Origin of the sequence: Streptomyces sp. NPDC049597, assembly GCF_040675505.1 — a bacterium.
In the GTDB taxonomy this organism is placed as follows: Bacteria; Actinomycetota; Actinomycetes; order Streptomycetales; family Streptomycetaceae; genus Streptomyces.
On the sequence record NZ_JBFAOY010000018.1, the window covers coordinates 99,163 to 119,547 of the forward strand.

The 20,385-nt window shown below is 68.7% G+C and carries 11 protein-coding genes; 2 read left to right on the top strand and 9 right to left on the bottom strand.

What is annotated here, in order from left to right; genetic code table 11:
• Positions 1-159: 159 nt before the first annotated feature.
• The gene (putP, locus tag AB0K02_RS21200) at positions 160-3,738 is read left to right on the top strand and encodes a sodium/proline symporter PutP (RefSeq protein ID WP_365994023.1); all 3,579 of its coding nucleotides are present in this window, start codon (positions 160-162) and stop codon (positions 3,736-3,738) included.
• Positions 3,739-3,835: 97 nt separating this feature from the next.
• Here the strand turns inward: putP and AB0K02_RS21205 are convergent, their stop codons facing one another.
• From AB0K02_RS21205 to ngcE, 9 genes are all read right to left on the bottom strand, one after another.
• Positions 3,836-5,347, bottom strand: coding sequence for an amino acid permease (locus AB0K02_RS21205; RefSeq protein ID WP_365994024.1), 1,512 nt, complete (start codon positions 5,345-5,347; stop codon positions 3,836-3,838).
• Positions 5,348-5,496: 149 nt separating this feature from the next.
• Complete coding sequence (gene dxs / locus AB0K02_RS21210; protein ID WP_365994058.1) at positions 5,497-7,404, bottom strand: 1-deoxy-D-xylulose-5-phosphate synthase; 1,908 nt, start codon at positions 7,402-7,404, stop codon at positions 5,497-5,499.
• Between the two features lie 216 nt (positions 7,405-7,620).
• Positions 7,621-8,910, bottom strand: coding sequence for a sugar ABC transporter permease (locus tag AB0K02_RS21215; protein WP_365994025.1), 1,290 nt, complete (start codon positions 8,908-8,910; stop codon positions 7,621-7,623).
• Positions 8,907-9,695, bottom strand: a complete 789-nt coding sequence (locus AB0K02_RS21220) for an ATP-binding cassette domain-containing protein (protein WP_177151831.1) — start codon at positions 9,693-9,695, stop codon at positions 8,907-8,909. The genes AB0K02_RS21215 and AB0K02_RS21220 overlap by 4 nt, the downstream gene beginning before the upstream one ends.
• 211 nt (positions 9,696-9,906) lie before the next feature.
• Positions 9,907-10,971 carry a substrate-binding domain-containing protein gene (locus AB0K02_RS21225; RefSeq protein ID WP_365994059.1) on the bottom strand — a complete coding sequence of 355 codons (1,065 nt, stop codon included), beginning with the start codon at positions 10,969-10,971 and terminating at the stop codon, positions 9,907-9,909.
• Between the two features lie 169 nt (positions 10,972-11,140).
• Complete coding sequence (locus AB0K02_RS21230; protein ID WP_365994026.1) at positions 11,141-12,340, bottom strand: ROK family transcriptional regulator; 1,200 nt, start codon at positions 12,338-12,340, stop codon at positions 11,141-11,143.
• 246 nt (positions 12,341-12,586) lie between these two features.
• On the bottom strand, positions 12,587-13,531 hold the full coding sequence (locus AB0K02_RS21235) for a carbohydrate ABC transporter permease (RefSeq protein WP_365994027.1): 945 nt from the start codon (positions 13,529-13,531) through the stop codon (positions 12,587-12,589).
• A 14-nt stretch (positions 13,532-13,545) separates the two neighbouring features.
• Positions 13,546-14,478 carry a sugar ABC transporter permease gene (locus tag AB0K02_RS21240; protein ID WP_365994028.1) on the bottom strand — a complete coding sequence of 311 codons (933 nt, stop codon included), beginning with the start codon at positions 14,476-14,478 and terminating at the stop codon, positions 13,546-13,548.
• Between the two features lie 30 nt (positions 14,479-14,508).
• Positions 14,509-15,951 carry an N-acetylglucosamine/diacetylchitobiose ABC transporter substrate-binding protein gene (gene ngcE / locus AB0K02_RS21245; RefSeq protein ID WP_365994029.1) on the bottom strand — a complete coding sequence of 481 codons (1,443 nt, stop codon included), beginning with the start codon at positions 15,949-15,951 and terminating at the stop codon, positions 14,509-14,511.
• Between the two features lie 504 nt (positions 15,952-16,455).
• Between ngcE and AB0K02_RS21250 the strand changes: the two genes are divergently transcribed.
• Positions 16,456-20,295 carry a GH92 family glycosyl hydrolase gene (locus AB0K02_RS21250; protein WP_365994030.1) on the top strand — a complete coding sequence of 1,280 codons (3,840 nt, stop codon included), beginning with the start codon at positions 16,456-16,458 and terminating at the stop codon, positions 20,293-20,295.
• Positions 20,296-20,385: the final 90 nt, after the last annotated feature.

Below are 20,385 nucleotides of genomic sequence, written 5' to 3' on the forward strand. Positions count from 1 at the left end.
AGCGCGTTCCCGAGGGCGCCGGTGGCCTGAAGCCACGGGGCCGCGCGGCGGGATGCGGCCGTCCCTGCCGGGGCGGAATCTGTAGATTTGTATGACAGGGCAACGTGCAGACCTGCCACTGCCGTGCTGGTGCTCATCAGCCTCGCAGGCGAGGAAGACATGTCCGACCTGAGCGCGCCGATCCTGGCCACATTCGTCGTGTATGTGCTTGTCATGATCGCAGTGGGTGTCTGGGCGTACCCCCGCACCCGCACGTTCGCCGACTTCGCCCTCGGTGGCCGCAGGCTCAGCCCGCTGGCGGCCGCCCTGTCCGCAGGTGCCAGTGACATGTCCGGGTGGCTGTTCCTGGCACTCCCGGGAGCCGTGTACGCGGCGGGCATCGGCGCCGGCTGGATCGCCGTCGGGCTGGCGATGGGCACCTACCTCAACTGGCTGTTCGTCGCGCCGCGGCTGCGCACCTACACCGAGCGCGCCGGGAACGCCGTGAGCCTGTCGGCCTACCTGGAGGAGCGGTTCGAGGACCGTACCCGGATGCTCCGGCTGGTCTCGGCGGCCGTCACCGTCGTGTTCTTCACCGTCTACGTCGCCAGTGGTCTGGTGGCCGGCGGGCTGCTGTTCGAGCAGGTCTTCGACGTCGACTTCGAACTCGCGGTGTCCGTGACCGCCCTGGTGATCGTGGTCTACTCGTGCCTCGGCGGCTTCCTCGCGGTGAGCCTGACCCACGTGATGCAGGCCACTTTGATGATCCTCGCCCTCATCGTGCTCCCGGCGATCAGTATCGCGACGCTCGGTGGCTTCGGGCCGCTGACAGACGCCCTCGACAGCAGGACGCCGGCGCTGCTGGACGTGGGGGCCGAGGCACGCTTCGCCGACGGTCAGTGGACGGCAGGCGGCCCCCTGGGCGCAGTGGCCATCGTCTCGCTGCTCGCCTGGGGCCTGGGCTACTTCGGTCAGCCGCACATCCTGGCCCGCTTCATGGGGATCCGCAGCACCCATGCCGTCCCGGCGGCCCGGCGCATCGGAACGGGCTGGGTGCTCGTCGTGCTCGCCGGCGCCATCCTCGTCGGCCTCGTGGGGGCCGGTCAGCTCGGCACACCGCTGGACAACCCGGAGACCGTCTACATCGCCCTGAGCCAGGCACTGCTCAACCCCTGGGTCGCCGGGGTGATGCTGGTCGCCGTGCTGGCCGCGATCATCTCGACCGCGGACAGCCAGCTTCTCGTGTCGTCCGTCGCGCTCACCGAGGACTTCTACCGGGCGTTCCTCCGCCGCCGGGCCTCGGACAGGACGCTGGTGTGGGCCGGTCGCGGCGCCGTGGTGGTGGTGATCCTGGTCGCCTGCGCGATCGCGCTCAAGGGTGGCGGAGTGCTGAACATCGTCGCCTATGCCTGGGCCGGTTTCGGGGCGGCCTTCGGGCCGGTCGTCCTCCTGTCGCTGTACTGGCCGCGTATGACATGGGCGGGGGCCATGGCCGGAATCGTGTCGGGCGCGGCCACGGTGCTGCTCTGGAAGAAGATCAACCCGCTGCTCGGGCCGCTCGAGTCGGGCATCTACGAGATGGTTCCGGGCGTGCTGGTCGCCACGGTCGCCGCGCTGGCGTTCGGCAGGTTCGTCGGCCGGCCGCCGGAGCGTGCCTTCTGGCGGATGCCGGGAGGCGGGGTCAGCCAGCTGAGGCTCGAACCGTTTCTCGCGCACGCACCGGTCGGTGTGGCCGTCCTGGACACCGACCTGCGCTACGTCTGGGTGAACGACATCCTGGCGCGCCTGATCCCGCTCGAGAAACGCCTGGGGCGGCGGGTGGACGAGGTGCTGCCGAGGCTGGAGGCGGAGGCGTTCGAGAAGAACATGCAGACGGTCCTTCGGACCGGGGCTCCGGTGATGGACCACGAGTTCCGCGGCCCCACCTACGCGGATCCCCAGCGGGAGCGTGCGTACTCGGCGTCGTTCTTCGGGATGAAGGACCGCCACGGCCGGACCGTGGGTGTCTGGTACATGATCATCAGCGTCACCGAGCGCTGGCGGGCGCAGGAGCGCCTGGCCCTGCTCAACGACGCCAGTGCCCGTATCGGCAGCGCGCTGGACGTGCCGCTGACCGCACAGGAACTGGCCGACAACGCCGTGCCGTCCGTCGCCGACTTCGTCGCCGTCGACCTGCTGGACTCCGTCATCAGAGGCGAGGAACCGGACCCCGGCCCCGTCGACACCGGCCCCGTCATCCGTCGCGCCGGCCAGAAGTCGGTGCGTGAGGGCAGCCCGGAGGCAAGACTGGCCGTGGGGGAGGCGGTCCAGCGCGACCCGTCCTCGCCCGTCGCCCGGTGCCTTCTGGAGAGCAGGACCCTGGTGGAGGACCTGGATTCCTCCGCCGGTTCCTGGGTGGCCATGGACCCGTCGCTGGGTGCCGTCATCCGCGAGTTCGACTTCCGCTCGGTGATGGTGGTGCCGCTGCGGGCGCGCGGCGTCACCTTGGGCGTGGCGACGTTCGTCCGGTCCGGTCGCCTGGGCCCCTTCGAGGAGGACGACGTACGTCTCGCCGAGGAGCTGGTCTCGCGCGCGGCTCTGTGTGTCGACAACGCACGCCGCTTCACCCGGGAGCGCACCGCGGCCCGTTCGATGCAGCGCTATCTGCTGCCCCAGGAGCTGACCGGCGGATCCGCTCTGGACGTGGCGTCGTGGTACTACCCGGCGGACGCGCCGAGCGGTGTGGGCGGTGACTGGTTCGATGTGATCCCCCTGTCCGGAACCCGGGTCGCACTGGTCGTCGGGGACGTGGTCGGACACGGAATCAACTCCGCGGCCACCATGGGGCGGCTTCGCACGGCAGTGCGCACCCTCGCCAATCTGGACCTGCCCCCCGACGAACTGCTGGCCCACCTGGACGACCTGGTCATCGGCCTCATGGAGGCGCACCGCGGCGACGGGCCGGCGGCAACCGAGAACGAAGGCGTCGGCGCGGCGATGATGGGCGCCACCTGCCTGTACGCCGTGTACGACCCGGTCAGCAGGCAGTGCACGCTGGCCCGGGCCGGCCACCTCCCGCCCGTGATCGTCGGCCCCGACGGCGCTGTCGACTTCCTGGACCTGCCCGCCGGACCGCCGCTCGGTCTCGGCTCGCTGCCCTTCGAATCCGTCACGCTGGAGCTGCCCGAACGCAGCCTGATCGGGCTCTTCACCGACGGCCTCATCGAGACCTGCGATCGCGACATCGACGTCGGGCTGTCCCGGCTCAGCGACGCCCTCGCGGTGACGCGGCCGACGCTGGAGGAGATCGGGGACAACGTGGTCGACGCCCTGCTGACCGGTCCGCCGTCCGACGACGTCGCCCTGCTCCTCGCCCGTACGCGCCTCCTGGGCTCGGACCGGGTCGCCTCCTGGGACCTGCCCTCCGATCCCGCCGCCGTCGCCGATGCCCGCAGCCTCGCCGGCCGGACGCTGTCGGAGTGGGGCATGGACGATCTGCTGTTCACCACGGAACTGATCGTCAGCGAACTGGTCACCAACGCCATCCGCCACGCGACCGCACCGATCTCGCTGCGTCTGATCCGGGACCGCGCCCTGATCTGCGAGGTCTCCGACGCCAGCAGCACCTCACCGCGCCTGCGCCACGCCCGGACCACGGACGAGGGAGGCCGGGGACTGCTGATCGTCGCGCAGCTCGCCAGGCGGTGGGGCACTCGCTACACGAAGACCGGCAAGATCATCTGGGCGGAGCAGGCAACTCCTGACGCACCGGCGAACTGATCCCGCGTCATGTGCCGCCGCTTCCCGGAAGACGGGGCCTGGGACGCGCTCCGGCCCCGCACACCCGCAGGCGTACGGGGCCGGAAGCGGCGGAGCCTCAGAACGTGGCGTCGCGTCCCAGTCGCCCGAGACGGCTGCGGGACCGTCCGTAGAGGAAGTACACGACGACGCCGACGGCCATCCAGACGCCGAACCGGATCCACGTCTCGGTCGGCAGGTTGAGCATGAGCCAGAGCGAGGCCGCGATGGACAGGATCGGGATCAGCGGCACCCACGGCGTGCGGAAGGCGCGGTGCAGATCGGGCCGGGTGCGGCGCAGGATGATGACGCCGAGCGCCACGACGACGAAGGCGAAGAGCGTCCCGATGTTCACCAGTTCCGCGAGGTTCTCGAGGCTGGTGAAGCCCGCGATGACGGCGATCACCACACCGAGCAGGATGGTCGCCCGGTAGGGGGTGCGGTACTTCGGGTGGGTGATGGAGAAGAAGCGCGGCAGCAGGCCGTCACGGCTCATCGCGAAGAACACCCGGGTCTGGCCGAGCAGCAGGATCATGGAGACGGTGACGAGGCCGACGGCCGCACCGAGGCTGATGGCACCGGCGAAGAAGGGCTGGCCCACGGACTTGAAGGCGTCGGCGAGCGGAGCGCTCGGCGACATCTCCCGGTAGTACTGCATACCGGTGACGACAAGCGTCACGGCCACGTAGAGCACGGTGCAGATGAACAGCGAGCCGAGGATGCCGCGCGGCATGTCACGCTGCGGGTTCCTGGTCTCCTCGGCGGCAGTCGCCACGACGTCGAAGCCGATGAAGGCGAAGAAGACGAGCGAGGCCGCGGTGAAGATGCCCATGACGCCGAAGTTGGTCGGCTCGTAGCCGAAGAGCACCTGGATCAGCGGCGCGTGCAGGCCGCTTCCGGCGGGCTGCGCCTGGGCCGGGGGCACGAACGGGGAGTAGTTGTCCGCCTTGATGAAGAACAGGCCCGCGACGATGACCATCAGCACGACGGTGACCTTGACGGCCACCACGATCGCGGTGATCCGGGCCGAGAGCTTGGTCCCGGCGACCAGGATGGCGGTCAGCACCAGGACGAGCAGGAAGGCCAGCAGGTCGAAGCTTCCTCCCGCGTCGGGCCCGGACAGCGCGACGGGCATGTCCCAGCCCAGATTGGTCTCCATGAGGCTGCGTACGTAGCCGGACCAGCCGACCGCCACGACGGCGGTGCCGAGAGCGAATTCGAGGACCAGGTCCCAGCCGATGATCCAGGCGGGCAGTTCCCCGATCGAGGCGTAGGAGAAGGTGTACGCCGAGCCGGCCACCGGCACGGTGGACGCGAACTCGGCGTAGCAGAGCGCCGCGAGGGCGCAGACGATGCCCGCGGCCACGAAGGACAGTGCGGTGGCCGGTCCGGCGTTGTTGCGGGCCGCGATGCCGGTGAGGACGAAGATTCCCGTGCCGATGATGACACCGACACCGAAGATCGTGAGGTCCCACGCGGACAGACTCTTCTTCAGCGCATGCTCGGGCTCCTCGGTGTCGCGGATGGACTGTTCCACAGTCTTGGTGCGGAACACCCCGGTGCTCTGGGGGCGCTGCTGCTCTGTGCTCACCGGCGTACCTCCGTAGCCATGGCCGTATACCCATGATCGAGAGCGGTGCGGGACCGCGCCCGCCCTCGCAGTGCGTTTCACACGAAAGGGCCGGACGGAAACCCCTGGGGGTGCTCCGTCCGGCCCTACGTGTGCGCAGATGGGTCAGCTCAGTCGCGGGCGGGCTCGACCGCCTCGCTGTCGATCCGGCCGTCCAGCCTGGAGACCAGTCCGGTCACCTGGCGGGCGATGTCGGGCGCGGTCAGCCCGATCTCCGCGAGGACCTCCTTGCGGGAGGCGTGGTCGAGGAAGCGCGGCGGGATGCCGAAGTCGCGCAGCGGTACGTCGACGCCCGCGTCGCGCAGGGCCTGGGCGATCGCGGAGCCGACACCGCCGACGCGGCTGTTGTCCTCGACGGTGACCACGACGCGGTGCCGCTCGGCGAGCGGGGCGAGCGCCTCGTCGACGGGCTTGACCCAGCGGGGGTCGACGACCGTGGTGGAGATGCCCTGCGCGTCCAGCAGGTCGGCGATCTCCAGGCACATCGGGGCGAGCGCGCCGACGGAGACCAGCAGCACGTCCGGCCGCTCGCTGTCCGCGTACCGCAGGACGTCCATGCCGCCGGCGGTGCCGACGGCCTTGACGGCGGGGCCGACGGCGCCCTTGGAGAAGCGGACCACGGTGGGTGCGTCGTCGACCTCGACGGCCTCGCGCAGCTGGGCGCGGACCTGGTCGGCGTCGCGGGGAGCGGCGATCCGCAGGCCGGGGACGACCTGGAGGATCGACATGTCCCACATGCCGTTGTGGGAGGCGCCGTCGGTGCCGGTGATGCCGGCCCGGTCGAGGACGAACGTGACGCCGCACTTGTGCAGGGCCACGTCCATCAGGACCTGGTCGAAGGCGCGGTTCAGGAACGTCGCGTACACCGCGAAGACGGGGTGCAGGCCACCGGTGGCGAGACCCGCCGCGGACACGGCGCCGTGCTGCTCGGCGATGCCGACGTCGTAGACCCGCTCGGGGAAGGCCTTGGCGAACCTGTCGAGGCCGACCGGCTGGAGCATCGCGGCGGTGATGGCCACGATGTCCTCGCGCTCGTTGCCGAGCTTGACCATCTCCTCGCCGAAGACCGAGGTCCAGTCGAGGCCCGAGCTGGAGATGGGCAGACCGGTGTCGGGGTGGATCTTGCCCACGGCGTGGAAGCGGTCGGCCTCGTCCGCCAGGGCGGGCTGGTAGCCGCGGCCCTTCTCGGTGAGGCAGTGCACGATGACCGGCCCGCCGAAGCGCTTGGCGCGGGCGAGGGCGGACTCCAGTGCCTCGATGTCGTGGCCGTCGATGGGGCCGACGTACTTCAGGCCGAGGTCCTCGAACATGCCCTGCGGGGCGATGAAGTCCTTCAGGCCCTTCTTGGCGCCGTGCAGCGTCTCGTAGAGCGGCTTGCCGACGACCGGGGTGCGCTCCAGGATGTCCTTGCCGCGGGCGAGGAAGCGCTCGTAGCCGTCGGTGGTGCGCAGGGTGGCCAGGTGGTCGGCGAGGCCGCCGATGGTGGGGGCGTAGGAGCGCTCGTTGTCGTTCACGACGATGACGAGCGGGCGGTCCTTGGCCGCGGCGATGTTGTTCAGCGCCTCCCAGGCCATGCCGCCCGTGAGCGCGCCGTCGCCGATGACGGCCACGACGTGGTCGTCCTTCTTCAGGACCTGGTTGGCCTTGGCGAGGCCGTCGGCCCAGCCGAGAACGGTGGAGGCGTGCGAGTTCTCGATGATGTCGTGCTCGGACTCCGCCTGTGAGGGGTAGCCGGACAGGCCGCCCTTCATCTTCAGCCTCGAGAAGTCCTGACGACCGGTCAGCAGCTTGTGGACGTAGCTCTGGTGACCGGTGTCCCAGAGGACCTTGTCCTTCGGGGAGTCGAAGACGCGGTGGAGGGCGATCGTCAGCTCGACCACGCCCAGGTTGGGGCCGAGATGTCCGCCGGTCTTGGAGACGGCGTCCACCAGGAAGGTCCGGATCTCTGCGGCCAGCTGCTCCAACTGCTCCGGGCCGAGCCGGTCCAGGTCGCGCGGTCCCTTGATACGGGAAAGCAGACCCCACCCGTCGCCCACCACCACCCGTGAAGGGCGCGCTTCGCGCGGCTGCGTCACTCTGCCTCCTTGCTTCGAGCTGATCGAGCCTTGCCGATTGCCCGAGTCTAATGTTCCGATCGCGATCTCCGGTGCGCGGCCGTGCGTTGTCGGTCACGCCGGCCGCCGCGCACAGCAGTGCCCGGCACCGCGGGGCGGTGCCGGGCACTGGGGGCCGTATCAGGCGCGACCAGCGGTCTTCTGGGTCTTGCGCGTGATGGAGTCGATCACGACCGTGGCGAGCAGCACACCGCCGGTGATCATGTAGACAACAGGTGTCGCGATGCCCTCCAGGGCGAGGCCGTACTGGATCGAGACGATCACCATGACGCCGAGCAGGGCGTTCCAGGTGCGGCCCCGGCCGCCGAAGAGGCTGGTGCCGCCGATGACGGCCGCCGCGATGACGTTCATCAGCAGGTCGCCGGTGCCGGCGCTCTGGTTGGCCGCGGCGATCTTGGACGCCCAGAACAGGCCGCCGACCGCCGCGAAGAACCCGGCCAGGGCGAAGACCGAGATGCGGACCGCGGTGACGTTGATACCGGCGCGGCGGGACGCCTCGACGCTGCCGCCCAGCGCGAAGATCTTGCGGCCGTACCCGGTGCGGCGGAGCACGAAGTCCGTGATCACGAGGACCGCGAGGAACAGCACCAGCGCCAGCGGCAGACCCTTGTACTGGTTGAACATGGCCGCCGCCGCGAAGGCGACGATCGCGAGGAGCACCGTGCGCAGCACGATGTCGGACAACGGCCGGGACGGCACGCCCGCGGCTTCCCGGCGCCGGTTGTCGAAGAACGACGTCAGGAAGAACACGGCCACGGCCACAGCGGCGAGACCGTACGCGGCCGCGATGTCCGAGAAGTAGTACGTGGTCAGACTGCCGACGACACCCTCGGAGTCCAGGTTGATCGTTCCGGCGTCGCCGAGGAGCTGGAGCATGAAGCCGAGCCAGAACAGCAGGCCCGCCAGCGTGACGGCGAACGCGGGGGCCCCGATCCTGGCGAAGAAGAAGCCGTGCAGAGCGCCGATGGCCGCGCCCCCGACGAGGGCGACGAGGACGGCGAGCCACTCGTTCATCCCGTGGGTGACGCTCATGACGGCGACGATCGCGCCCGCCACACCGCTGACGGAGCCGACCGACAGGTCGATCTCGCCGAGCAGCAGGACGAAGATGATGCCGACGGCCATCATGCCGGTGCCGACCATGGTGACGGCGATGTTGTTCAGGTTCTCCGCCGAGAGGAAGGCGGAGTTCAGGCTCTGGAAGATGATCGCGATGATCACCAGGCCCAGGACGACCGGGATCGAGCCCAGGTCACCGGCGTGCATCTTCCGCCGGAACTCGGAGACGTAGCCCTTGAGGCCCTGCTCGCGCACCAGGAGGCGGGGGTCGACCGCGGTGACCGCGTCGTGCGCCGCGTCCGGGTTGACGACGGGCGCCTCTACGGGGGTGGAGGTCTTCTCGGTGCTCACTTCTGAACCTCCGCGTTGCGCGCCGCACGGCGGGTCACGGCGTTGTCCGTGGCGCCGGTGATGGCGGAGATGATGTCTTCCTGGGAGGTCGACTTGACCTCGAAGACGCCGTTGTTCCGGCCGAGCCGGAGCACGGCGACCTTGTCGGCGACCGCCTTGACGTCGGCCATGTTGTGGCTGATCAGGATCACGGCGTGGCCGCGTTCCCGCAGCCGCTCCACGAGGTCGAGCACCTGTGCGGTCTGCTCGACGCCCAGGGCGGCGGTGGGCTCGTCGAGGATGACGAGCTTGGGCTCGCCGAGCATCGACCGCGCGATGGCCACGGTCTGGCGCTGACCGCCGGACAGCGAGGCGATCGGGATGCGGACGCTGGGGATGCGGATCGACAGCGTCTTCAGCAGTTCGAGGGCGCGGCGCTCCATTTCGACCTCGTCGAGCACACCGCGCTTGCGGAGCTCACGGCCGAGGTAGAGGTTGCCGACGACGTCGATGTTGTCGCACAGCGCGAGGTCCTGGTAGACCGTGGCGATGCCGAGGTTCTGGGCGTCGTGGGGGCGGTTGATCGACACGCCCCTGCCCTCCCACTCGATGACGCCTTCATCGATGGGATGCACGCCGGCGATCGTCTTGACCAGCGTGGACTTTCCGGCGCCGTTGTCGCCGACCAGGGCGACCACCTCACCGGCGTGGATCTCGAGCTCTACGTCGGTGAGCGCCTGGACGGCACCGAACCGCTTGGAGACCCCGCGCAACGCCAACACGGGCGTAGCGGACACGTGAACCATCTCCTTCGCCGCCTGACCGGCGGGGATGCCGCGCCACGGGGTAGGCGGCGCGGAGGCTGAGCAGAGCAGATATGTGCGAGTGTTCCGACCGGTGCCCCTCCCGCAGCGGGGGATGAATGGCGGGAGGGGGCACCGGAAGGTTTCTGCAGGGACGGGACCGTCCCTCGGGCAGAGGCCGCAGCTCCGGGGACCGGTGCTCCGGCGTGCGGCCTTACTTCAGGCCGAGCTGGTCACACGCGGCCTTGAACTTCGGGGTGCAGATCTCCTGGACGGTGTAGACGCCGTCCTTGATCACGGTGTCGTTGATGTTGTCCTTGGTCAGCGAGACGACCGGGACGAGCACCGCCGGGATGCCCTTGTTGGTCGGGCTGTCCACCTTCTCCTTGGCGATCGCGTCGAGCGACTCGCCCTTGGCGAGCGCCACGGCCATCTCGGCCGCGGCGGCGGCCTCCGGCGCGTACGGCTTGTAGACGCTCATGAACTGCTCGCCCGCGACGATCCGCTGCACACCGGCGAGCTCCGCGTCCTGGCCGGTGACCGGCGGAAGCTTGGTGAAGCCGCCGGCCTTGAGGGCGGTGATGATGCCGCCCGCCATGCCGTCGTTCGCGGAGTAGACGCCGATGATCTTGTCCTTGCCGAGGGCCGAGATCGCGGCCTCCATGTTGGCGTTGGCGTTCTCCGGCTTCCACTCCTTGGTGTCGTACTCCTTGCCGATGTTCACCTTGCCGTCGAGCTCGGCGTGGGCGCCCTTCTTGAACAGCGCGGCGTTCGGGTCCGTGATGGCGCCGTTCATCATGACGATCTGGCCGTCCTTGGCCTTGTCGCCGAGGGCCTCCAGCAGGGCCTTGCCCTGGACGTGGCCGACCTCTTCGTTGTCGAACGAGGTGTAGGCGTCGATCGGGCCCTCGGCCAGGCGGTCGAAGGCGACGACCGGGATGTCGGCGTCCTTGGCCTTCTTGACGCTGCCGGCGATGGCCTTCGAGTCGACGGCGTCCACGATCAGGGCGTCGACCTTGTTCGTGATCATGGTGTCGACCTGCTGCGTCTGCAGCGTGGCGTCCTGCTTGGCGTTGGCGTAGACGACCTTGGCCTTGCCGCCCGTGAGCTCGCTGATCTTCTTCTCGATGAGCGGCTTGTCGAACTTCTCGTAACGGGCGGTCTGGTTCTCCGGCAGGAGCAGGCCGATGGTGAGGTCGTCGCCCTTCTTCGCGCCGGTCTCGTCGGCGGCGTCGCCCGACTCCCCCGCCTGGCCGCAGGCGGCGAGCGAGACGGCCATTGCGGTGGCAGCGGCAGCGATAGCGGCACGACGCAGATGTGCGTTCACGATGTAAACCTCCCTGACGAGGCCGCGTCGCTGCGGCCGAGGTGGCTGGAAGTCAACTCGGCCCCGCCGCCAGCGTCAAGGAGTAAATCCTTAACGAGATGACAACGGTGCCATCCGTTATCTAAGTGAAGGCAGGAGTCCTGGTGGGCAACGCGCTCTCCAGAAGGGTCGAATCACCCATTTCGCTGAGCACGAGGGCGAGGGCTCCCAGGACCTCGGCGCGTCCGCCGAGCGCTCCCGGCGCCACCGAGAGCTGCCGCGCCGCGCTGGGGATCGCGTAGCGGGAGACGGACTCGCGGATGGGTCCCAGTACCAACTCTCCAGCCTCCGCCAGATCGCCGCCCAGCACCACCCGGCTCGGGTTCAGCAGGTTGCACAGGTTCGCCACGCCGCTGCCGATGTGGCGGCCCACGTCAGCCACCACGCGCCGGCAGCCGGGGTCTCCCTCGCGGGCGAGCCGCACCACCTTCTCCATGGTCAGCCCGTCGCCGTGGCTCGGCTGCAGCAGCGGCAGCACGTACCGGGCGGCCGCGAAGGTCTCCAGGCAGCCCCGGTTGCCGCAGCGGCACACCGGACCCGACTCGTCGAGCGTGATGTGCCCGATCTCGCCCGCGGTGCCGCCGGGCCCGCGGTAGATCTGGCCGTCTATGACCAGCCCGGCGCCCACACCGCTGGCCACCTTGATGTAGGCGAGGTCCTTGACCCCGCGACCGCTGCCCCACACCAGCTCGCCGAGCGCGCCGAGGTTGGCGTCGTTGTCGACGTAGACCGGGACGCCCAGGCGCCCGGAGAGCTCGTCGCTGGGGTTGATGCCGGTCCAGCCCGGCAGGATGGCCGTGGAGCCGAGCGTGCCGGACTCCACGTCGATGGGGCCGGGCACGCCGAGACCGACGCCGATGATCTTTCCGGGGCCGATGCCGGTGGCCTCGACGAGCCGGTTGACCAGTGTCTCGGCCCGGTCGAAGCCCTCGGCCGACGACGCGTCCACGTCCAGCGGCTCGGCCTCCTCCGCCAGCACCTGGTGGGCGAGGTTGCCGACCGCGACACGCAGGTGGGTGTGGCCGAAGTCGACCCCGATCACGATGCCCGCGTCGCCGCTGAGGGAGACGCTGCGGGCGCGTCTGCCGCCCGCCGACGTGGGCGTCACCTCGACCGTGCCGCCGTCCTTGAGCTCACGGACGATGTTGGAGACCGTGGCCGCGGAGAGGCCGGTGCTCCTGGCGATCTCCGCCTGCGTGAGCGAGCCGGCCATGCGCACCGCGCGCACGACCCGCTCGAGGTTGGCCCGGTGCAGTGACGTCTGCGATCCCGGAGTCTCCATTGACCCATCCACTCCTGCCCCCGGTGGGCGGTGCGACGACCGCCCCCGGCCGGGGCTCCGCGAGGGGACCCCGACGTCTCTCCAACTTGTGAACTCTAAGCTCAACTCTCGGGGCCCTTTCGCGTCAAGACCTTGAGCAAGGGCCACAGGGCCCCGGCACCAGGGCGCACCAACGCCCGGGCCCCGTTCGACGGGGCGTCGAACGGGGCCCGGGCGTGCGCCGCGGTGGGCGGTGGAGCCTATTCGTTACTTGAGCGTGCCCGCGGTGAGACCGGACTGGACCTGCCGCTGGAAGGACAGGTAGACGACGATCACGGGAAGCATGGCGATCGTCATGCCCGCGAAGATCACCGGCAGGTCGCCCTCGTAGCCCTGCTGCTGGTTCAGCAGCACCAGGCCCTGGGTGAGCACCGAACGGTCCTCGTCGAAGCCGCTCTGCTGCTGCATCAGGGTCATGGGCAGGATGTACTGGTTCCACTGGCCGAGCACGTTGAAGATCCCGACGCTGAGCAGGCCCGGCTTCGCCATCGGGACCATGACCTGGAAGAAGATCCGCGTGTGGGAGGCGCCGTCGATGACCGCGGCCTCGTGGATGGCCGTCGGCAGCGTCCGGAAGAACGCGTGCATGAAGAAGACGGTGAACGGCAGCGAGTAGGCGACGTAGACCAGGATCAGGCCCTGGTACGTGTTGAGCATGCCGAGCATGTCGACGAGGAAGTACAGCGGCACCAGGCCCAGGTAGACCGGGAACATCGCACCGGCGACGAAGAAGTAGTAGAAGAAGCGGTTGCCCGGGAAGTCGTAGCGGGCGAGCACGTACGCCGCCATCGCGCCGAGCAGCATCGTCAGCGGGATGGAGAAGGCGAGCACGATCAGGGTGTTGGCGAAGTAGTCGCCGATCCCCTTCTCCCAGGCGCGGCCGAAGGCGTCGAAGTTCCAGTTCGACGGCCACGACCAGGCGCTGGCGCCGATCTCCGTGTCGGTCTTGAAGGAACCGATCAGCAGCCAGAACAGCGGCAGCACGATCATCACGGCCCACAGGATGAGGAAGCCGTGCGAGAAGACGTTGAGGACCCTGCCCTCGCCGTCGCCGCCGGCGGATCCGGTGCGGCCGTCCACACCGTTCTGCGAGCCGCGCGGGCCGGGCACGGCGTCCTTCTCGACGCCGGTGATCAACCGGGTGTTCGACATGGCGTGTTCCCCGCTCAGTATTCGATGCGCTCGCGGCGGCTGACCCGCAGCGTGACGAGGGACAGGATCAGCGTGAGGACGAGGATGACGACGCCCATGGCGCAGGCGTAACCGCTCTTTCCGAAGGAGAGGAAGTTGCGCATCAGGTAGGTCGCCATGACCTCGCTGTTGTGGTCGGGGCCGCCGCCGTAGCTGTTGCCCGGTGTCATGACCGAGATGAGGGCGAAGCAGTCCATGGCGAGGATCGCGAGGTACACCCAGGCCGTCTGCACGGTGTCCCACAGCAGGGGCAGCGTGACCCGGAAGAAGGACTGGGTCCGGCTCGCGCCGTCCAGCAGCGCGGCCTCGTAGATCTCCTTCGGCACCGACTGCATCGCGGCGGAGAACAGTACGAGGTAGAAGCCGACGCCCCACCACAGCAGCACGAAGGCCACGCACCACAGCACGAGGTCGGGGTCGTTGAGCCACTCGATCGGGTGCGCGGGGTCGGACAGGCCCAGCTTGAGGAAGATGCCGTTGATCAGGCCGGCGACGTCGCCGCGGTAGATCGCCCGCCAGAGCACGGCGAGGATGGCGATCGAGAGCACGTGCGGAACGAAGAAAAGGATCTTGTAGAGGCCCGATCCCCTCACTCCGCGGATCCCGCCGGAGCCACCCCGCCCGCCCACGTTCACCATGAAGGCGAAGAAGAGGGCGAGCAGGATGGTCGCGATCGGCAGGAAGACCAGGAGCAGGATGTTGTGCCACAGGGCCTTCAGGAACACCTCGTCGGAGAACAGCGCGGTGTAGTTGTCGAGTCCGACGAAGCTCATCTCCTGCGACTGGCCCTGCCAGTTCGTGAAGGAGTATCCGAAGGTCTGCAGATACGGCCAGATCATGAAGACCGCGTACAGCACGACCGGAACGATCAGAAATCCGGTGACGAACCGGTACTTTCCCTGTTGCATGGCACCCTGCCCCTGGTTTCCCGGCCTCGGCTACTGACGCTTGTTGTTCTTGCTCGCCGGGTCCTTGGCCGCCTTGTCGACCGCGGCCTGCGCCCGCTTGAGCCATTCGTTCGGCTGGATGCGCTTGGCCATGAGCTCGGCGGAGGCGGTGCGGATGGACTCGTCCATCTCGCTGTACCAGGTGGTGTAGAAGTAGTCGAAGCGCTGGTCGACCGGACAGGCGTCGACGGCCTCGACGGCCGACTTGGTGCCGGGGCGCAGCGTCACGCTCTTGTCGACACCGTCCTGAAGGATCGTCAGCGAGTTGGCCACCTGGGCGAACTTCGTCGACCACTCCTTCGACAGCATCATCCGGAGGAACTCCAGGCCGCCGGCCTTGTTCCTGGCCTTCTCCGGGACGATGAAGGGCTCACCCGCACCGGCCCGGATGGCCTCGAAGGGCAGCTTGCTGTCCGGCAGCAGCGGCATGGGCAGGAACTTCATGTCGAAGTCCGCCGGGGTCTGCTTCAGCTGCTCGTTCTCCAGCCAGGAGCCGGAGGGGATGAAGACGGCCTTGCCCTCGTTCCACGCGGTCTGCGACTCGATGTGGTCAAGGGAGTTGGTGCCGGGCATGAGCAGGCCCTTGTCGACGATCTCGTAGATCGCCTCGATGGACTGCTTGGCCACGTCGCTGCCGACGAAGGCCTTGGGGTCGAGGTTGTCGATGGCCTTCATGGCGTCCAGACCGCCGGTCTTGGCGATCAGGTCCATGATCATGACGTTGATGTAGTAGGGGTGCTTGCCCTGGTGGGCGAGACCGCCGATGCCGTCCTTCTTGGCCTCCTGCATGATCCCCAGGAAGGCGTCCCACGTCTTCGGGACCTCCCAGCCCTTCTCCTTGAAGAGCTTGCCGGAGTACCACACGCCCCAGACCGTGTAGACGTAGTTGAGCGCGTGCATCTTGCCGCCGATGAAGCCCTTGTCGGCGGTGCCCGGGATCAGGACGTCCTTGACCTTCTTGCTCGGGTCGTCGACGGACGGCGCCTCGAGGAGCTCGGTGAGGTCGGCGAGCTGACCGTTCTTGTGCAGCACGTCGAGCTTGATCTGCTGGGCGCCGGAGTCGTCGACCACGTCCGGCGGGTTGCCCGCGTTGAAGCGCGGCTGGAGCTTGCCGGTGATCTCCTGCGTGCCCAGGTGGCTGATCTTCGGCCCGTACTTGGCCTTGTACAGCTTCTCCCACTCGATGGCGTACTGGTCGCCGAAGCCGCCCTTGAAGATGACGACGTCCAGCGTGCCGCCCTTGGCGACGCCGAACGGATTGTCCTTCGTCACCTCGCCCTTCTGCTTCTCCTGGTCGTCACCGCTGCCGCTGCTGGCGCACGCGGACAGGAAACTCATCGTCGGGACGGCAATCAGACCGAGTGCGGCCGACCGCTTGATCAGATCTCGACGGCTGAGGCCCTCATTGTTGTCGTGGGCGGAGGTGGATCCCATGCTCAAGTCCTCGCCTTCTCCAGGACTCAGGCGGTGTACCGGTCGCCCGTACTGCTCGCCTCAGGCGAAGGGCCCCGTTACCGCGGACGGTTGCTGTGTTTTCCCGAAGGGAAACCCAGTGAAGCTCGGGTCGTGCACCGGCCGGCAGCGGGAACGGACCTTTTCCACGGCCGCCGGTCCGCGTGGCCCCGACCGCCTGTCGTCCCCCCTGCCCGCAACCTGTAACTGCTATGCGGACGCCGACAGGTATAGTCCACTTCCCGCCACGTGAGCAAGATCGAGTGCAAGGTTGGACGGCAGTCTTTCCCGAGTTGAGACCTCGCGGATACATAGGACTCCTGCCCGCTCCGGTGACCGCGGCAATCTTCGCGGAACACCATATTCCGACCCGCGCGCATCGCCAACACCCTTGACACCGAAGGAAGCTCGGCTCCCTACTGGATCCTGCGCCTCGCGCCTGACAACGTTGTCCAACGCGCCTTTCCCCTGGAGGAATGACCCGGGATGCAGCCCAGACTCCGACCCCGGCAGAGACCAGTCCACGCGGCCACCCTCGCGGTGAGCGCCTCACTCCTGATGTTGACGGCCCCTTCCGCCGCCGTCGCCCTTCCCGCGCACCCCGGACAATCCCCCGCCGCGGACCGGGAATTCGCGTCGTCCTTCGAAGCGGATGAAAAACAGCCCAATTGGCGTAATACCGTCGAAGTCGGCACCGACGGAAAGAAGCGGTCGTCGGGTGTCGACGGCGGATTCTCGAGCGGAATACCGGGCAATGTCACCGACAAGGTGATCGACCTGCGCGCCAGCGGCGAGAACACCGGCGCCGGCGAGACGAAGGAAAACCTCGTCGACCTCCTGCCGGGCAGCAAATGGCTCACCTTCGAGCCCACGGGCTGGGTCGAGTTCGACACCGACGAGCCGGTCAAGGTCGCCACCTACGCGCTGACGTCCGCCAACGACTTCGCCGAGCGCGACCCCAGGGACTGGACGCTCAAGGGTTCGGCCGACGGAAAGACGTGGACCGTCCTCGACACGCGCGCCGGTGAGACCTTCGCCAAGCGCTTCGAGACGAAGACGTACGACATCGGCTCGCCGTCCGAGGTGACGGCGTACGCGCACTACCGCCTGGAGATCACGAGGAACAACGGCGCGTCCGGCATCACCCAGCTCGCCGACGTCCAGTTCTCCAACGGCGACACGAGCACCCCCGTTCCGGAGGACATGCGCACCCAGGTCGACCGCGGTCCCAGCGGATCCCCCACCGCCAAGGCCGGGGCCGGCTTCACCGGCAAGCGGGCGCTGCGGTACGCGGGCACCCACACGCCGGACGGCCGCGCCTACTCGTACAACAAGGTCTTCGACGTCGACATCGCCGTGCGGCGCGACACCGAGCTGTCGTACAAGGTCTTTCCGGCCATGGCGGAGACGGACCTCGGCTACCCCGCCACGAACGTGGCCGTCGACCTCGCCTTCACCGACGGCACCTACCTGAGCGAGCTGAAGGCCGTCGACTCCCACGGCGGGCTGCTGACCCCCCAGGGCCAGGGCGCCGCCAAGCGGCTGTACGTCAACCAGTGGAACGCCGTCGCCTCCGGCATCGGCACGGTCGCGGCCGGCAAGACCGTCGACCGCGTCCTGGTGGCGTACGACTCCCCCAAGGGTCCGGCGAAGTTCCAGGGGTGGATCGACGACGTCACGATCAGGCCCAAGGCGCCCGAGAAGCGGCTGGAGCACCTGTCCGACTACGCCTCCACGACGCGCGGCACCAACTCCAGCGGTGCCTTCTCCCGCGGCAACACCTTCCCCGCCACCGCGGTCCCGCACGGCTTCAACTTCTGGACACCGGTCACCAACGCGGGCTCCCAGAGCTGGCTCTACGAGTACGCGCGCGGCAACAACGCGGACAACCTGCCGACCGTGCAGGCGTTCAGCACCAGCCACGAGCCGAGCCCGTGGATGGGCGACCGCCAGACGTTCCAGGTGATGCCGTCCGCCGCGGCCGGCACGCCGGACACCTCGCGCACCGGCCGGGCGCTGCCCTTCCGGCACGAGAACGAGACCGCGCGCCCGCACTACTACGGCGTGACGTTCGAGAACGGCCTCAAGGCCGAGATGACGCCGACCGACCACGCGGCGATGATGCGGTTCACCTTCCCCGGTGACGACGCGAGCGTGATCTTCGACAACGTGACCAAGCAGGGCGGTCTCACCCTCGATCCGGCGAACCGGTCCTTCACCGGCTTCTCCGACGTCAAGAGCGGTCTGTCCACGGGCGCCACGCGGCTGTTCGTCCACGGTGTCTTCGACGCGCCGGTCACCGACTCGGCGGCCGACGGCGTCAGCGGCAGGCTCCGCTTCGACGCGGGCGACGACCGCACGGTGACCCTGCGCATCGCCACCTCGCTGATCAGCGTGGCCCAGGCGAAGAAGAACCTCGCCGACGAGATCCCGGCGGGCACCGGATTCGAGCGCGTCCGCGGCAAGGCGCGGGAGGCGTGGGACGACCTGCTGGGCAGGGTCGAGGTCGAAGGCGCCACGCACGACCAGCTGACCACGCTCTACTCCAGCCTGTACCGGCTGTACCTGTACCCGAACTCGGGCTTCGAGAACACCGGCACCAGGCAGAAGCCCCGGTACCAGTACGCGAGCCCCTTCTCGCCGATGCCCGGTCCCGACACCCCGACCCGGACCGGCGCGAAGATCGTCGACGGCAAGGTGTACGTCAACAACGGCTTCTGGGACACCTACCGCACGACGTGGCCCGCGTACGCCTTCCTGACGCCGAAGAAGGCGGGCGAGCTGGTGGACGGCTTCGTCCAGCAGTACAAGGACGGCGGCTGGATCTCCCGGTGGTCCTCCCCGGGCTACGCGGACCTGATGACCGGCACCAGTTCGGACGTGGCCTTCGCCGACGCCTACGTCAAGGGCGTGGACTTCGACGCGGAGGCGGCGTACGAGGCCGCGCTGAAGAACGCGACCGTGGTCCCGCCGTCGTCGGGCGTGGGCCGCAAGGGCATGGAGACCTCGCCGTTCCTCGGCTACGCCTCCACCGAGACCCACGAGGGCCTGTCCTGGTCGCTGGAGGGCTACCTCAACGACTACGGGCTCGCGGAGATGGGCGAGGCGCTGTACGAGAAGACGAAGAAGGCGCGCTACCGGGAGGAGTCGCAGTACTTCCTGAACCGCGCGCGCAACTACGTCACGCTCTTCGACTCCGAGGCCGGCTTCTTCCAGGGCCGCGACCTCGAGGGCGACTGGCGGGTCCCCTCGGGCCAGTACGACCCGCGGGTGTGGGGCTACGACTACACGGAGACCAACGGCTGGGGCTACGCCTTCACCGCGCCCCAGGACTCGCGCGGTCTCGCCAACCTCTACGGCGGCCGCTCGGCCCTCGGCAAGAAGCTCGACACCTACTTCGCCACGCCCGAGACGGCGTCGCCGGAGTTCGTCGGCTCGTACGGCTCCGTCATCCACGAGATGACCGAGGCGCGCGACGTGCGGATGGGCATGTACGGCCATTCGAACCAGGTCGCCCACCACGTCACCTACATGTACAACGCGGCGTCCCAGCCGTGGAAGACGCAGGAGAAGGTGCGCGAGGTGCTGTCGCGCCTCTACACGGGCAGCGAGATCGGCCAGGGCTACCACGGCGACGAGGACAACGGCGAGCAGTCCGCCTGGTACCTGTTCTCCGCCCTCGGGTTCTATCCGCTGGTGATGGGAAGCGGGGAGTACACCATCGGCTCCCCCCTGTTCACGAAGGCGACCGTGCACCTCGACAACGGGCGCGAAGTGGTCGTGAAGGCCCCGAGGAACAGCGCGCGGAACATCTACGTGCAGGGTCTGAAGGTCAACGGCGAGAAGTGGAACTCCACCTCGCTGCCGCACGAGGTGATCGCCGAGGGCGGCACGCTGGAGTTCGCGATGGGCGCCGAGCCGTCCACGTGGGGCACCGGCAAGGACGCCGCGCCCGTCTCCCTCACCAAGGACGACAAGGTCCCCGCCCCGCGGCACGACCTGACCAGGGCCGGCGGCCCGCTCCTCGACAACACCTCGCGCACGTCGGCGGCTTCCACGTCCGTCGACCTGCCGGTGGCGCCGGGAACCCGGGCGGTGCAGTACACGCTGACGTCGGCGGCGAAGGACAAGGCGCCCGCGGGCTGGGTCCTTCAGGGTTCGGCCGACGGCCGGTCGTGGACGGACCTGGACCAGCGGTCGGGCGAGTCGTTCGGCTGGGACCGGCAGACGCGGGTGTTCACGGTCGGGAAGCCGGGGGCGTACGCGCACTACCGGCTGGTCCTCGCGGAACAGGGCACGCTCGCGGAGGTGGAGCTGCTCGGCTGAAACAGCGGGGCTCGGTGAGCGGTTGTAGCGATTCCGCTACACGAAAACCCGGTGAGCCTGTGAAGGTCTCATGAAAGGATCACGGTGAAT